This is a genomic window from Nonomuraea sp. JJY05 (assembly GCF_043496855.1).
Lineage (GTDB): Bacteria > Actinomycetota > Actinomycetes > Streptosporangiales > Streptosporangiaceae > Nonomuraea.
In genome coordinates this window covers 40,556-54,957 of record NZ_JBIEIS010000070.1, presented here as the reverse complement: position 1 = coordinate 54,957, position 14,402 = coordinate 40,556, and the positions used below count along the sequence as shown (strand labels likewise).

The following is a 14,402-nucleotide window of genomic DNA, read 5'->3' as shown; positions in this document are numbered from 1 at the left end:
GGCCGGCGTCGGCGGCCAGGCGCTCGCGGGCGTCCAGCGCGGCCAGCGCCGCCCGTGGCGCACCCCGGTCGCCCAGCGCGGCCAGCGCCTCGTACGCCTCGTGGTCGTCGGCCTCCAGCGTGGCCACCTCGCCGGTCAGCGCCTCCACCGCCTCGGCGGCGGCGCGGCGGGCCGAGGCCAGCGTGGGCACGGCGGCGGGCATGCGCAGCGACGACAGCAGCGACCGGCGCTCGGCCATGGCGGCCAGCTCCTGCTCGGCCCGGCGGATGTCGGCCTCGCGGGCCCGCAGCAGGTCGAGGTCGGCGCCGATGGTCTCGGCCAGCCGCCGCAGCGCCTCCAGCCGCTCCGTCAGCTCCCGCTCGGCCTCCGCGGTCGCGCCGGACAGCTTGGTGAGCTGGTCGCGGGCGAAGGAGGCGGCCTGCTTGGCGGCCTCCTCCTCGCGGGCGGCGCTCTGCCTGATCCGCTCGTAGACGTCGGCGTCGAGCAGCTGCACCAGCAGGTCCTGCCGCTCGCGCGGCGCCGCGTGCAGGAACTCCGCGAAGCGCCCCTGCGGCAGCACCACGCACTGGGTGAAGAACCGGTACTCCAGCCCGGTCACCCGCTGGGCCTCCGGGGTGACGTTCTCGCCCTCGGCGAGCGGCTTGACCACCGCGTCGAACGCCTGCTCGAGCGGCGCGGCCGGGTCGAGCTCGTCGAGCCGGGCCTCCTTGGTGCGCACCGCGCCCTTGGCGTCGCGGACCATCGAGCGGGCCACGCCGAAGCGCCGCCCGTTGCTGTCGAACACCATCGCCACCTTGCCGGCCGCGACGGACGGGGCCAGGGCGTGGGCGATGGAGTTCTCCCTGCCCCAGCGGGGCACCGTGCCGTAGAGAGCGAAGCAGATGGCGTCGATGACGGTGCTCTTGCCGGCGCCGGTCGGGCCCACGAGCGCGAAGTATTCGGTGTCGGAGAAGTCGACGGTCACCGGCTCGCGGAAGCTGCCGAAGTGGTCCAGGTGCAGCAGGAGAGGGCGCATCAGCCGGTCACCTCGTCGTAGAGCCGGTCGAACAGCGTGGCCACCTGCTCGTCGTGGCGACCGGTGGCGGTCAGGTATTCGCGGAACAGCTCGCGCGGGCTGCGCTCGCCCGAGCCGGTGCGGCGCGTGGCGGGCACCGGCCGGAACCGCTCGTCCAGGACCACGTCCACGGCGCCGTTCAGCAGGCCGCGCACGTCGTCGGCGAGTCCCACCCGGGGTTTCTCCTCCACGATCACCTTGAGCCAGTCGTCGCCCGGCTCGATGGCCTCCAGCTGCTCCAGCGTGCCCCGCACGGTGCGCAGCCGCCGCGCCGAGGCGAACGCCAGCTCCCGCACCACGGCGGGCCTGCCTGGCGTGACCTCGACCAGCAGCGCGCCCGGGGTGTTGCCCTCCTCGCCGAAGTCGACGGCCAGCGGCGAGCCGCTGTACCAGATCGGGCACGGGCCGGGGATCTGCTGGCGGCGGTGCAGGTGGCCGAGGGCGGCGTACTGGGTGGCGGGCGGGAACGCGGTCGGCTCGAAGTAGTAGGAGAAGATCGACTGTGCCTCCCGCTCGCCGCCGCCGAACGCCCCGCCGGGCAAGGTGCCGTGGGTGGTGACCAGGTTGACGGTGTCGGCGTGGAAGCCGGCGGTGAGCGCGCCGATCAGCTCGCCGATGCGGGCGGCGTAGTCGCGGTTGTGGTCGGCGGCGGTGCCGGTGAGGACCTCGGCGGCGCGTACGACGTAGCGGTGCGACAGGAACGGCAGCACCGCCAGCCGCACCGGCTCGCCCGAGCGCGCCGTGAAGGCCAGCGTGCCGCCCGCGTCCGGGCGCCGGAACGCGCCGATGACGTGCAGGCCCAGCTTGCCCAGCACCGGCCGGTAGACCTCCAGCAGCTGCGCGTTGTCGTGGTTGCCGGCCAGCACCACCACGTCCCTGCCGTCGCCGCGCAGCGCCATCAGCGCGTTGAGCACCAGCGACTGGGCCTCGGGCGTGGGCGCCGAGGTGTCGAACAGGTCGCCGGCCACGATGACGGCGTCGACGTCGTGGGTGCGGGCGGCGGCGACCAGCTCGCGCAGCACGTCCCGGTGCTCGTCGAAGCGGGGGCGGCCCTTGAGCACCTTGCCCACGTGCCAGTCCGCGGTGTGCAGGATCTTCACGAAACCACCTGTGGTCAGAAGGGCGGGATGTCTTCTTCGACGCCGGGCAGGCCCTGGAACGGATCGGCCGAGACCTTCGCCGGCTCGGTCGCGGCCTCGGCCGGCCGGGTCGCCCAGGCCGGGAAGGGGAACGCGACGGCCAGCGGGACCGGGATCTCCGGCTGGGCGACGAACATGGTGCCGGGCTTGGCGATCGTGGCGCGCTCCCTGACGGCCGGGGGCAGCCAGCCGTACTCGGAGCGGGCGGCCTCGGCCGGGTCGAGGCGGCCGGCGACGCGTACGGCGCTGTTGGAGACGATGCGCCGCTCCACCTCCGAGGCGGTCTGCTGGGCGCCGATGAGGATGACGCCCAGCGAGCGGCCCCGCTCGGCCACGTCGAGCAGGATCTCCTTGATCGGGGAGTCGCCCTCGCGCGGGGCGTACTTGTTGAGCTCGTCCAGCACCACGAACAGCAGCGGCCGGGCCGTGCCCGAGGACTCCTTGCGGTGGAACTCGCCGCGCAGCACCACGCCCACCACGAACCGCTGCGCCCGCTCCGGCAGGTTGTGCAGGTCCACGATCGACACCTGCGCGTCGGAGGTGCGGACCGAGTGGTTGCGGTAGAACGGCAGGTCGCCACGGACGATCGGGGACAGCGGCCGCACGGCGCTGCGGAGCCTGCGCAGGAAGGCGTTGACGGTGCCGAGCGGCGTCTGCGCGCCGGTCCACTCGCCGCGCGTGCCCTCGTCCTGGAGCTGGTCGGACAGCAGTTCGACGAGGTCGGTGAACGTACGGCAGGACGTGCCCCGCACCATGATCGCGCCGCCGTCTCCCACCGGCTCGGCCCACGACTTCAGCCGGGCGGCGACCTGGCCGACCAGCAGGGAGTAGCCGGCCCGCTCGTCGTCGGAGTCGGCGAAGACGAAGCGCAGCAGCTCCTCCTGGCAGAACTCGACCAGCGTCCAGTAGAAGGAGCTCACCCCCTGGGTGCGCGCGGAGACGTGCGGCACGCCGTTGGGGTCGTTGGGCCGGGGCGGGGCGAAGACGTGGACGCTGCCGAACGCCTTGGCGGGCAGCCCCAGCCGGGCGTAGACGCCTCTGGCGCGCTCGTCGAGCCGCAGGTTGTCGTGGTCGAGGAAGAGCAGGTCCTCGCCCTTGACGGAGAAGATCAGCGCCTTGGTGTTGGCCGCCTCTCCCTCCAGCACGCCCGAATTGAAGATCGAGTAGAGCAGGAAGGTCGCGAAGGAGGTCTTGGTGGCCACGCCGGAGACGCCGGAGATCGACACGTGGGCGCCGCGGGTGCCGTCGAGGAAGTCGAAGTTGACGTACAGCGGCTGGCCGTCGCGGCCCATGCCCAGGGGGATCCGGCGGTCCATCACGTCGAAGTAGAGGGCCTGGTCGCGGTCGCCCGAGCCGGCCAGGAAGACCTTGGAGCCGGGCAGCGGCGGCACGAACACCTCCGGCTCGACCCGCGTCACCCGCACCTCCGCCACCTCGACCACGGCGGCCGGCAGCGCGCCGTCGGCGATCAGGAAGACGTCGGAGTCGTACGCGGCGCCCTCGTGCCTGGCCTCCACGGTCGTCACCACGCCCGCCACGAGCACGGTCCCGTGGCCGGGCACCTCGCGCCTGGTCACCACCACGTCGTCGAGCTGGACGACCTTGCCCGGCTCCAGGCCGACCCAGAACGACAGCGGCGAGGCCGCCTGCGTGCCGAGCACCCGCCCGACGGCCTCACCCGCCGTGGATGCCGCCTCTGTCACCTGATGGTTTACCGCCCCGTTGACCGTCACTCATCCCTCCGCCCCCACGAAACGCCCTTCTAAAGGAGCGTAGTGGGCCCGAGGTGTGCGTCCGGCTCATTTCACGCCTGGCGAGCGGCTCGCACCTCACATGGTTGACACTAGCTCGGTGAGCAGAAAAGATACGGTCGTCCGTACAACTGAGGCGGAGACGTCATGACCGACTGGGAACGCAGGCTGGCGCTCGACCCGTCAGCCGCGGTGCCGCTCTACTACCAGCTGCGCGAGCGCCTGCGGGCGGTGATCCGCGACTGCGAGCCCGACACGATGATCCCCGCGGAGAAGGACCTGATGGTCTACGCGGGCGTGAGCAGGGCGACGGCCCGGCGGGCGATCGGCGACCTGGTCCAGGAAGGGCTGCTGGTGGCCCGGCAGGGGAGCGGCACCTACACCGCGCCGCAGGCCGTGGCCCCCGAGCTGGGATCGCGGCCGGTCGGGTTCACCGAGACGATGGCGCGGCTGGGCCGCAAGCCCGCGACTCGGCTGCTCAAGGCCCACCTCCAGCAGGCCGGGCCCGACGCCGCCGCCGCGCTCGGCGTGCGGGAGGACCAGGAGATCGTCTTCGTCGAGCGGCTGCGCCTGCTCGACGGCGTGCCCTGCATGCTGGAGAGCGCCCACCTGCCCGTGGAGCTGGTCCCCGGCATCCTCGACGAGGACCTGACCGGCTCGCTCTACGACCTGCTGCGCACCAAGTACGGCCTGACCCCAGCGAGCGGCCGGGAGACGATCGGCGCGGTCAACGCCGACTACCGGCTCGCCGAGCTGCTGCGCGTGCCCATGGCCGCGGCCCTGCTGGCCACCGCCCGCAGCACGTGCACCGAGAGCGGGATCGCCCTCGAATACACCATCCGTCACGCCCGCGGCGATCTCACCGTGTTCTCCGTGGAGCTCAACGACCCCAACAACGCTCTCATGGGCCAGTAAACCCCCATACCGGGAGGTCGAGCATGACCAGGTTGACCCGCCGTGCCCTGCTCAGAACCGCCACCCTCGCGACGGCGTCCGGCCTGCTCGCCGCCTGCGGCTCGGAACCGGCCGCCCCGGTCCCCGCCGACGGGGTGCCGCGCGGAAGACTCTCCGTCTGGCTGCACCAGACCAAGGCGTACGACAAGGTCTTCAACCCGCTGCTGCGCAGCTACATGCAGGAGTTCGGCGGCGTCGACATCACCCCCTTGTACGTGCCGGTCGACAAGCTCGACGCCAAGCTGCTGACCGCGTTCGCCGGCGACGTCCCGCCCGACCTGGTCAAGATCGGCGGCTGGACGATCCCGGGCCACGCGCGCAAGGGCCGGCTCGCCCCGATCATCCCCAAGGCCATGGGCGTGGCCGACGAGAAGGCGCTGGTCCAGGCGTACGACGAGCACGCGATCGGCTCGCTGTCGTACGAGGGCAAGCTGTACGGCGTCCCCATCGACTACACGATCTGCTACCTCTACTACCGCAAGGACCGGTTCGCCGAAGCAGGGCTCGACCCGGACAAGCCGCCCACCACCTGGGAGGAGGTCGCCGAATACAGCAAGCGGCTGACCTCGGCCGACGGCAGGAAGGTGGGCCTGCAGTGGATCCTGGGCAGCCCGCAGTGGACGCTGATGCAGCTGCTGGCCCTGGTCAAGGGCAAGGGCGGCACGATACTCAGCCCCGACGCCACCAAGGCCACGCTCGCCTCGGACGCCGGGGTCGAGGCGCTGCGCTACTACGGCAGCCTGGGCAACCCGAAGCTGTCGAACCCGCTGTCCGGGTTCGGGCTGTTCGCCACCGGTGAGGCGGCCATGCTGGTGTCCGGGCTGTTCGCGATGGACCTGTTCCCGACGCTGAACCCCAAGCTGACCTTCGGCAAGGGCTTCGACATCGCGCCGATGCCCCGCTGGGAGTCGGGACAGCCGGTCGCGCCCGCCTACACCTGGGGCTGGGCGGTCGCCCAGAAGTCCAAGCTCCAGTACACCGCCTGGCACTTCATCGACTACCTCCAGCGCGAGGACGTCGCCGCCAAGCAGCTCAAGGACGCCAGCCTGCTCACCCCGGTCAAGGGCTGGGAGAAGCTGCCCGGGGCCGACCAGAAGGCCATCGACATCATGGCCGCCGCCGCCCCGCACGCCGACTTCGGCCCGCAGACGCCCGTCTGGAACGAGATGGCCAAGGCGCTCACCGACGCCGGCGACGCGGTGGCGTTCGGCAAGAAGACGCCCGAGCAGGCCGCGGCCGACTTCGACCAGGCGATGCGGATCGCCCTATGACGCTGTCGCTGGGGATCGCGCCCCGCGTCGCGCGGGTCTCGGGCAAGGGGCAGCGCTGGGCGGAGGCGCGCACCGGCGCCCTGCTGTCCCTGCCCGCCGCCCTGTACTTCCTGCTCTTCTGGGTCGTGCCGTTCGTGTCGGCGGTCTACCTCAGCTTCACCAGCTACGACCTCGCCGGCGCCCCCGAATGGACGGGCCTGGACAACTACCGCAGGATGCTGGAGGACCCCGGCTTCTGGAACTCGGCCAGGGTCACCGCCGTCTACACCGCCGGCTCCGTGGTGCCCTCGATCGTGCTCGGCCTGGCGATCGCCGTGCCGCTGAGCAAGCCGGGCCGCTACAACGCCTTTCTCCGCGGGCTGATCATGATCCCGGCCGCGATGCCGCTGGTGGCCACGTCGCTGACCTGGTCGGTGATCTTCGCCGAGGACGGCCTGGCCAACGCGCTGATCGGGCTGGCCGGCGCGCAGCCGAAGCCGTGGCTGACCGACGAGGGCCTGGCGCTCTGGGCCCTGGTGATCATGACGACGTGGAAGCACCTCGGCCTGTTCGTGATCATCCTGACCGCGGGCCTGCAGGGGCTGCCGCTGAGCGTCTTCGAGGCCGCCGGGCTCGACGGGGCGGGGCCGGTGCGGATCTTCTTCCGCATCACGCTGCCGCTGCTGCGCCGCACGCTGCTGTTCGTGCTGGTCATCGCGGTGGTCGGGGCGATGCAGTCGTTCGTGCCGGCCTTCCTGCTGACCAAGGGCGGCCCGGCGGGCGCGACCGAGGTGCTGCCGCTGTACATGTGGGCGACCGGCTTCACGTTCGAGCGCATGGGGTACGCGTCGGCGATCGCGATGGTGCTGCTGGTGGCCATGCTGGCGCTGTCGGTCGCGCAGTTCCGCGTGCTGCGGGGAGGCGATGACGGGTGAAGGTCTTACGCGGGACCGTGCTGACGCTGGTCGTGGCCGTCATGCTGCTGCCGGTGTACGCGATGGTCGCGCTCTCCTCGGCCTCGGACGCGAGCGACCTCGGCGGGCTGTCGTTCGACGCCTCCCAGCTGGGCGCGCACGTGGCGCAGCTGTTCGGCCAGGGCGGCTTCCCGCTCTACCTGCGCAACAGCCTGATCCTCTCACTCGGCATCGCGGTCCTCGAGGTGATCCTGTCCGCCGCGGCCGGGTACGCGCTCGCGCAGCTCCGCTTCCCCGGCAGCCGCGCGCTGTTCGCGGTGATCGTGGGGACGCTGTCGCTGTCGCCGATCGTGGTGCTCGTGCCGATGTACCTCATCGTCAAGGCGCTGGGCTGGATCGACACCTTCCAGGGCATGATCGTGCCGTTCATGATGAGCGCCTTCGGGGTGTTCCTGGTCCGCCAGTTCGCCCTGGCGCTGCCGCGCGAGTTGCTGCTGTCCGCGCGGGTGGACGGGGCGAGCGAGCTGCGCATCTTCGCCCGCATCGGCGTGCCCCTGCTGCGGCCCGCGCTGCTGACGCTCTTCCTGCTGCAGTTCCTCGCGCAGTGGGACAACCTGCTCTGGCCGCTCATCGTGGCCAACAACCCGGGGCTGTGGCCGCTGCCCGTGGGGCTGTCGCAGCTGCAGACCGAGTACGACTTCAGCATCGGCCTGGTCAGCACCGCCGCGCTGATCACGGCGGTGCCGCCGCTGGCGCTGATGTTCCTGCTGCAGCGCTACTACGTCGCCGGGCTGACCCTGGGAGGGGTGCGCAAATGAGCTCGTACGGGGAGTGGACGACGGCGTACGGGCTGCCCGCGTTCGCGTACACGCTGGACCAGGAGCGGGACCCGCGCGCCGAGTGGGACCCCGTGCTGGACCCGCCCACGCGGCGGCACTTCGCGCACGTGGGCAACCGGCGGATCACGCTGGTGTCGGACAACTACGGGCTGAGCGACCTGTTCGACGAGCACACCGGCCTGCTGTGGCTCACCCGGCGGACCGGCGTGACCCGCGTCGGCGAGCTTTCCAGCGATATTTCGGGATCTGAGCGGATCTTCGGGCCGACCTTCGCCGTCGTCCGGGTGGCCGACGAGCGGGTGGCGCTGGAACGCACGGTCCTCTGCCCGGAGGGCGAGCAGCCATGGGTGCTGATCCGGCTGCGGGTGCGCAACCTGCTCGACGCGCCGGCCCGGCTGGAGCTGACCGAGGAGTGGGCGGCCAGGGCGGCCCGGGTCGAGCTCATCACCGGCCCGGTCGAGTGTCGCGCCGACGCCGGCGATCCCGGGCTCGAACTGGAGCTGATCGGCGGCGCCAGGACGCGGTCCGGACGGCTCGCGCTCCCGCTGGAGCTGGCGGCGGGCGAGGAGCGGGTGCTGGACCTCCGCTACGGCTTGCTCGGCGACCCCGCACCGGCGCCTGCCTCCGGTTCGGCGCCCGGTTCCCCCTCCCGGACCGCGACCTTCGAGGAGAGCCTGGCGGTCCTGCGCGCCCGGCTGCCGCGCGCGTCCGCCGCGCGGGCGCCCGAGGCCGAGCGGGAGATCCCCTGGCACGCGGCCCTGCTCACCGGCGCGGCCTGCGCCGACGGCGTGCTCGGCGGCCACACCCTCGACCAGGGATCCTGCTACTCCTTCCGGCACGGCTTCAACGGGGCCGCCCGCGATCCGCTCCAGCACGCGCTCCCGCTCGTCTACATCGAGCCCGATCTGGCGCTGTCCGTGCTGCGCAACACGTGCGCGTGGGGCGGGCCCGACGGAGACCTGCCCTATGCGCTCGGACCGGACAAGCGGCCCTGGACCGACCTGTTCCGCCCGTCGGACCAGAACCTGTGGGCCCTGTGGCTGGCCGCCGAGTACCTGGGCGCGACGGGCGACGAGGCCGCCTTCCACGCGGACGTGCCGTACCACCCGGTTCACGAGGCCCCCGAGGTGCCGCTGGGGGAGAACCTGCGCAGGCAGTTCAGGTTCTTCGCCGACGTGGTCGGGCGGGGTGAGCACGGGCACGTCCGCATCCTCAACGCCGACTGGAACGACATGGCCATCACCGAGAGCGGCGTGCCCCGCGAGGTGATGATCGCCCAGGGCGAGTCCGTCCTGAACTCCGCCATGGCCGCCTGGGTCCTGCCGCGCTACGCGACGCTGGCCGAGCGCCTCGGCGACGACGCGACCGCCGCCGAGGCCCGCAAGCTGGGCGAGGAGCTGCGCGACCTGGTCGCGGGGGAGTGGAACGGGCGCTGGTACCGCCGCGCGTACGGCCCGGGAGCGGTCGTCGGCGACGACGATCTGTGGCTGGAGGTGCAGCCCTGGGCCATTCTGTGCGGGGCCGCCCCGCCCGAGCGGGCCGTGGAGCTGCTGCGCACGATCGAGCAGACGTCCGCCGCCGATTCCCCTTTGGGCGCCCGGCTGCGCTGGCCCGCCCGCGACGCCTACGGCCCCGGCGGGGTCGGCACGATCTGGTACGCGATCAACATGACGCTCGTCTGGGCCGCCGCCGAACACCTCCCCGACCTGGCCTGGGACTGGTGGCGGCGGATGACTCTGGCCGCGCACACGGCCGCCTACCCGGACGTCTGGGAGGGCACGCTGTCGGGCCCGGACGCCTACCTGGCCCCCGAGACGGGCCGCCCCGGCCGCACCTGGGACCTGGCCGAGGTCGGCGTCGCCATGCAGGCGTACCCGGTGGCCAACCTGCACAGCCACTCCCAGCCGCTGCTGGCCTACCTGCGGCTGCTCGGCGTCGAGCCCTTCCGGCGGCCGCGCGGCGGGGCCCGCTTCGCCTCCCGGGCGCTGGAGGTCGGGCCGTGACCGCGCTCGGGATCGACGTCGGCGGCACGTACACCAAATGGGTGACGCTGGAAGGCGACGCGGTCTCCGGCTCGGGCACCGTGCCCACACCGCCCGGCCCCGACGAGACGGTGAAGCTCGCGGCCTCGCTGGCCCCGCACGCCGAGTCCATTGGGATCGGGCTCCCCGGCCACGTGGACCGCGACACCGGGACCGCCCTGTTCGTCCCGAATCCTCCGGGTGACTGGGACGGCTACCCCGTGGGGACCCGGCTGCGCGCGCTGACCGGGGTTCCCGTCCGCGTCGTCAACGACGCCCGCGCCTTCGCGCGCGCCGAGCTGGCGCTGGGCGCCGCCCGCGGTCTGGCCGACGTGCTGTTCGCCGTGCTCGGCACCGGCGTGGGCGGGGCCGTGGCGCTGCGCGGGGCCGTCCTCGTCGGGCCGCGCGACAACCTCGGCGAGATCGGCCACGTCACGGTCTCACCCTGGGGGCCGCTCTGCTGCTGCGGCAACCGGGGCTGCGTGGAGACGTTCGCCGGCGGGCCGGGCATCGTGCGGGCCCATGGCCTGGGGACAGCCGGGACGAAGGCCACTGCGGCGGAGGTCGCCGAGGCGGCCAGGGCCGGGGACGAACGCGCTGTCCAGGTGTTCGAGCAGGCGGGGTGGGCGCTCGGCGTGGCGCTGGGCGACGCGGCGGCGTTCTTCGGCGTCGGCTCGGCGGTCGTCGGCGGCGGCGTCTCCGGCGCGCTCGACCTCATGCGATCCACCCTGCACACCGAACTCGCGCGCAGACGACCGCTGATCGGAGAGGTCACGGTGCTGCCCGCCGTACTCGGCCCGATGGCGGGGGCCATCGGCGCCGCACTCTACGGGAGGAGATCTGGATGAAGTGGATAAGCCGCGCCATGGAGCTGCTCGGCGAGATCGAACGGACACAGGAGGATGCCCTTGCCGAAGCCGCTCGCATCGCCTCTGAGGCGATCCTCGGCGGAGGAGTGGTGCACACGTTCGGAACCGGACATTCGCGGATGGGCGTGGAGGAGATGTTCCCCCGCTACGGCTCCTACCCCGGCTTCCACCCCATCGTCGACCTGTCCACGACCTTCTACACCCAGGTGGCCGGCGCGAACGGGATGCGGCAGGCCATGTTCATCGAACGCGTCGAAGGGCTGGCCGAGGCCATCCTGGCCAACTTCGAGCTGCGGCCGAGCGACGCGGCCATCGTCTTCAGCGTCAGCGGGCTGAACGCCGTGCCCATCGAGATGGCCATGGGCCTGCGCAAGGCGGGCCTGTCCGTCGTGGCCGTGACCTCGATGAACGAGACCATGGCCGTCGAGCCCGGACATCCCAGTGGCACCCGGCTGGCCGACCACGCCGACGTGGTGATCGACCTGCGCACCCCGGTCGGCGACGCGCTGTGCCAGGTCGAGGGGCTGGCCGAGCCGGTCGGCCCCGGCAGCACGCTGGCGGCCGTCTCCGTGGTCAACGAGATCAAGGTCCGCACGGCCGAGCTGCTGGTCGCGGGCGGCTGGACGCCGCCGGTCATCTCCAGCGCCAAGCTCGTCGGCGGCCCCCGCTCCGACGAGCTGTTCGAGGCCGCCTATCTCGAACACGCCCGCCGCGCCGCCGCCGTGCTCCGGAAGCCATGAGCGCCGTCCTGGTGGCGGGCTCGGACGGCGGCATCGGCCGCGCCTGCCTGGAGGCGGTCGAGGCGTCCGGCAAGAGCGCGTACGGCGTGGACCTGGCCGACGGCATCGACATCACCGAGCCCGGCGGGGTCGAGAAGGCGCTGGCCCAGGCCACGGCCCGGCACGGAGGGCTGGCCGGGGTCGTGCACGCGGTCGGCATGTCCGGCCGCAGGCTCGGCGACGGCGGCGTGGCCGAGTGCACCGACGAGGCCTGGCATGAGGTGCACCGGGTCAACCACGAGTCGGTGTTCCGGCTGCTGCGCGCGGCGATCCCCGCGCTGCCCGAGGGCGGGTCGATCGTGGTGATCGGCTCGGCGCTCGGCACGTCGATCGACGACGACTTCCGCACCGTGGCCTACGCCTCGGCCAAGGGCGCGCTGATCCCGCTGATCAGGACCGCCGCGCGCGAGGCCGCGCCGCGCGGGGTGCGGGTCAACCTGGTCTCGGCCGGCCTCGTGGCCACGCCGATGAGCGTCCGCGCTCGCACGTCCGCCGCCGTCCAGGCCAGGATGCCCGCGCTGATGCCCCTCGGCGCGAGCCCCTGCCGGCCGGAGGAGGTCGCGCAGGCCGTGCTGTGGCTGCTCTCGCCCTCGTCGGGGCGGACCACGGGCGCGGTCATTCCCGTCGACGGAGGGTGGCATCTGCGGTGAACGTCCTGTGGGAAGGTGATGTGGTCGTCGCCGGCGGCGGCAGCGCCGGGTGCGCGGCGGCCGTGGCGGCGGTCCGCGCCGGCGCGTCGTGCCTGCTGGTGGAGCCTGCGGGCTTCCTCGGCGGCACCGGCGTCGCCGTGCTCGACACGTTCTACGGCTTCTACGCCCCAGGCCCGGTCTCGCGGCGGGTCGTCGGCGGGATCGGCTGGGAGGTGTGCGAACGGCTCCTGTCCGCCGGAGCCGCCTTCGAGCGGCCCAACACGTACGGGGCCGGCACCGGCGTCACGTACGAGCCGGAGGAGCTCAAGCTGGTCTGGGACGAGCTCACCTCCGGCGCCGGCGTGCTGCTGCACGCGCGGGTGTGCGCTTACGTGCCGGGGGCCGGGGTGGAGGTGGAGACCGTGGCCGGCCGCTTCCTGGTCAGGGCCCCGGTGGTCGTGGACGCGACGGGCGACGGCGAGGTGGCCTGGCGGGCCGGGGCCACGCTGGAGCGGCCGAGCATGCGCTCGCAGCCGATGACGGCCACGTTCCGGCTGGGCGGGGTGGATCTTTCGGCCACCAGCACGGCCGAGCTGCACGCGCTGATGGCCGACGCCGACCTGCCCAGGCGCGAGGGCTCCGTGCACAGGACCGTCAACGACGGGATCGTGCACACCAACCTGACCAGAGTGAGCGGGCTCGACCCGACCGACCCGTTCGAGCTGTCGCGTGCCGAACGTGAGGGACGTGCGCAGGTGCGGGAGTACGTCCGCTTCCTGCGGGCCAAGGTGCCGGGGTACGAGTCGGCGGTGCTGCTGGGCACGTCCGTACGGATCGGGGTGCGGGAGTCCCGGCGCCTCGTGGGGCGATATGTCCTGACTTCTGATGATGTGCTGGCCGGGAGGGATTTTCCCGACACGATCGCCCGGTGCGGTGCCCCCATCGAGGACCACGCCGCCGGGGCGGCCACCCGGTGGGAGTACGTGCACGACTACGGGACCTACGGGATCCCGTACCGGTGCCTGCTGCCGGTCGAGGTCGACGGGCTGATCGTCGCGGGGCGGTGCCTGTCGGCCACGCACGACGCGCACGCCTCGGCCCGGTCGATGGGGCAGTGCATGGCGATGGGGCAGGCGGCCGGGACGGCGGCGGCGCTGGCCGTACAGGCCGGGGTGGAGCCCGCGGCGGTGGACGTGGAGCTGCTGCGCGCCCGGTTGCGTGAGGAAGGAGCGCTCCTGTGACGGTTCGCACGGTGCTGGGGGACGTCGAGGAGATCGGCGTCACCTATGCGCATGAGCACTTTTTCATGACCGGTGACTGGCCCGTCCGCAACGAGCCTGACTACCGGCTCGACTCCCTGGACGCGGCCGTCGCCGAGGTGACGGCGGCCCGGCGGCTCGGGCTGTCGGCGGTGGTCGAGATGACGCCGCTCGGGTTCGGCCGCAGCCCGTCGCTGATGAAGGCGCTGGCCGAGCGGACCGGGCTGCACGTGATCGCGGTGACCGGCTTCCACAAGAGCACCTACTACAGCGACGCCCACTGGCTGCACCGCTACTCCACCGAGGAGATCGCCGAGCTGCTGGCGGCCGAGATCGAGCTCGGCATGGACGAGTACGGGCTGGTCGGGCCGCTGATGAGGCGGTCGACGGCGCGGGCGGGGGCCATCAAGATCGCCACCTCGTACCACGCGTTCGGGCGCGGGGTGGAGCGGCTGGGCGGCGCGGTGGCCGCGGCCGCCCTGCGCACCGGGGTGCCGGTCGTCACCCACTGCGACAAGGGCACGATGGGGCACGAGCTGCTGGACGCGCTGGCCTCCCACGGCGTGGCGGCCGATCGGGTGGTGCTCGGGCACATCGACCACAATCCCGACGCCGGGTATCTCACGTCATTGGCGGAGAGAGGGGCGTACCTGGCCTTCGACCGCCCTGGGCGGATCAAGTACGGGCCTGACAGCGAGATCGTCGCGCTCGTCGCCGAGCTGGCCGGGCGCGGGCTGGGACATCGGCTGCTGTTCGGCATGGACCTGGCGCGGCGGTCGTACTGGCCGGGGCTGGGCGGCGGGCCGGGGCTGACGTACCTGCTGGAGCGGTTCGTGCCGCGGCTGGAGGCGGAGGGGCTCGGCGAGGCGGCCAAGGCCGCGCTGATCGCCAATCCGCGTGCCGCCTTCGCGCTGCGGCCGGGCCGTTAGGCGCGCGCGGCGGCG

Annotated in this window: 13 protein-coding genes; 10 read left to right on the top strand and 3 right to left on the bottom strand. The window is 72.8% G+C overall.

Translation table 11 applies throughout. From position 1 onward, the window contains the following. The 3 genes from ACFKCF_RS57340 to ACFKCF_RS57330 all read right to left on the bottom strand — a co-directional run. The coding region (locus tag ACFKCF_RS57340; protein WP_394505399.1) for an AAA family ATPase at window positions 1-1,015 on the bottom strand (1,015 nt) is incomplete at its 3' end. Further along, entirely contained in the window at window positions 1,015-2,154 is a 1,140-nt protein-coding gene (locus ACFKCF_RS57335) for an exonuclease SbcCD subunit D (RefSeq protein WP_394505397.1), read from the bottom strand. The genes ACFKCF_RS57340 and ACFKCF_RS57335, both read right to left, overlap by 1 nt. A gap of 14 nt (window positions 2,155-2,168) precedes the next feature. Next, window positions 2,169-3,896 (bottom strand): ATP-binding protein, encoded by a 1,728-nt coding sequence (locus ACFKCF_RS57330; RefSeq protein WP_394505395.1) that lies wholly within the window; start codon window positions 3,894-3,896, stop codon window positions 2,169-2,171. Between the two features lie 195 nt (window positions 3,897-4,091). Between ACFKCF_RS57330 and ACFKCF_RS57325 the strand changes: the two genes are divergently transcribed. The 10 genes from ACFKCF_RS57325 to ACFKCF_RS57280 are packed head-to-tail and all read left to right on the top strand — an operon-like array spanning window position 4,092 to window position 14,387. Next, the gene (locus ACFKCF_RS57325) at window positions 4,092-4,859 is read left to right on the top strand and encodes a GntR family transcriptional regulator (protein WP_394505393.1); all 768 of its coding nucleotides are present in this window, start codon (window positions 4,092-4,094) and stop codon (window positions 4,857-4,859) included. A gap of 23 nt (window positions 4,860-4,882) precedes the next feature. Further along, on the top strand, window positions 4,883-6,169 hold the full coding sequence (locus ACFKCF_RS57320; protein ID WP_394505391.1) for an ABC transporter substrate-binding protein: 1,287 nt from the start codon (window positions 4,883-4,885) through the stop codon (window positions 6,167-6,169). After that, complete coding sequence (locus tag ACFKCF_RS57315; RefSeq protein WP_394505389.1) at window positions 6,166-7,083, top strand: carbohydrate ABC transporter permease; 918 nt, start codon at window positions 6,166-6,168, stop codon at window positions 7,081-7,083. The genes ACFKCF_RS57320 and ACFKCF_RS57315 overlap by 4 nt, the downstream gene beginning before the upstream one ends. Continuing rightward, window positions 7,080-7,880, top strand: a complete 801-nt coding sequence (locus tag ACFKCF_RS57310; protein ID WP_394505387.1) for a carbohydrate ABC transporter permease — start codon at window positions 7,080-7,082, stop codon at window positions 7,878-7,880. Before ACFKCF_RS57315 ends, ACFKCF_RS57310 begins: the two co-directional genes overlap by 4 nt. Continuing rightward, window positions 7,877-9,904: a GH36-type glycosyl hydrolase domain-containing protein gene (locus ACFKCF_RS57305; protein ID WP_394505385.1), complete on the top strand. Its 2,028-nt coding sequence runs from the start codon at window positions 7,877-7,879 to the stop codon at window positions 9,902-9,904. The genes ACFKCF_RS57310 and ACFKCF_RS57305 overlap by 4 nt, the downstream gene beginning before the upstream one ends. Next, the gene (locus ACFKCF_RS57300) at window positions 9,901-10,770 is read left to right on the top strand and encodes an ROK family protein (RefSeq protein ID WP_394505383.1); all 870 of its coding nucleotides are present in this window, start codon (window positions 9,901-9,903) and stop codon (window positions 10,768-10,770) included. The genes ACFKCF_RS57305 and ACFKCF_RS57300 overlap by 4 nt, the downstream gene beginning before the upstream one ends. Then, window positions 10,767-11,531: a sugar isomerase domain-containing protein gene (locus tag ACFKCF_RS57295; protein WP_394505381.1), complete on the top strand. Its 765-nt coding sequence runs from the start codon at window positions 10,767-10,769 to the stop codon at window positions 11,529-11,531. The genes ACFKCF_RS57300 and ACFKCF_RS57295 overlap by 4 nt, the downstream gene beginning before the upstream one ends. Continuing rightward, window positions 11,528-12,220 carry an SDR family NAD(P)-dependent oxidoreductase gene (locus ACFKCF_RS57290; protein WP_394505379.1) on the top strand — a complete coding sequence of 231 codons (693 nt, stop codon included), beginning with the start codon at window positions 11,528-11,530 and terminating at the stop codon, window positions 12,218-12,220. Before ACFKCF_RS57295 ends, ACFKCF_RS57290 begins: the two co-directional genes overlap by 4 nt. Then, complete coding sequence (locus ACFKCF_RS57285) at window positions 12,217-13,440, top strand: FAD-dependent oxidoreductase (protein ID WP_394505377.1); 1,224 nt, start codon at window positions 12,217-12,219, stop codon at window positions 13,438-13,440. The genes ACFKCF_RS57290 and ACFKCF_RS57285 overlap by 4 nt, the downstream gene beginning before the upstream one ends. Then, window positions 13,437-14,387: a phosphotriesterase gene (locus tag ACFKCF_RS57280; protein ID WP_394505375.1), complete on the top strand. Its 951-nt coding sequence runs from the start codon at window positions 13,437-13,439 to the stop codon at window positions 14,385-14,387. Before ACFKCF_RS57285 ends, ACFKCF_RS57280 begins: the two co-directional genes overlap by 4 nt. Window positions 14,388-14,402 lie beyond the last annotated feature (15 nt).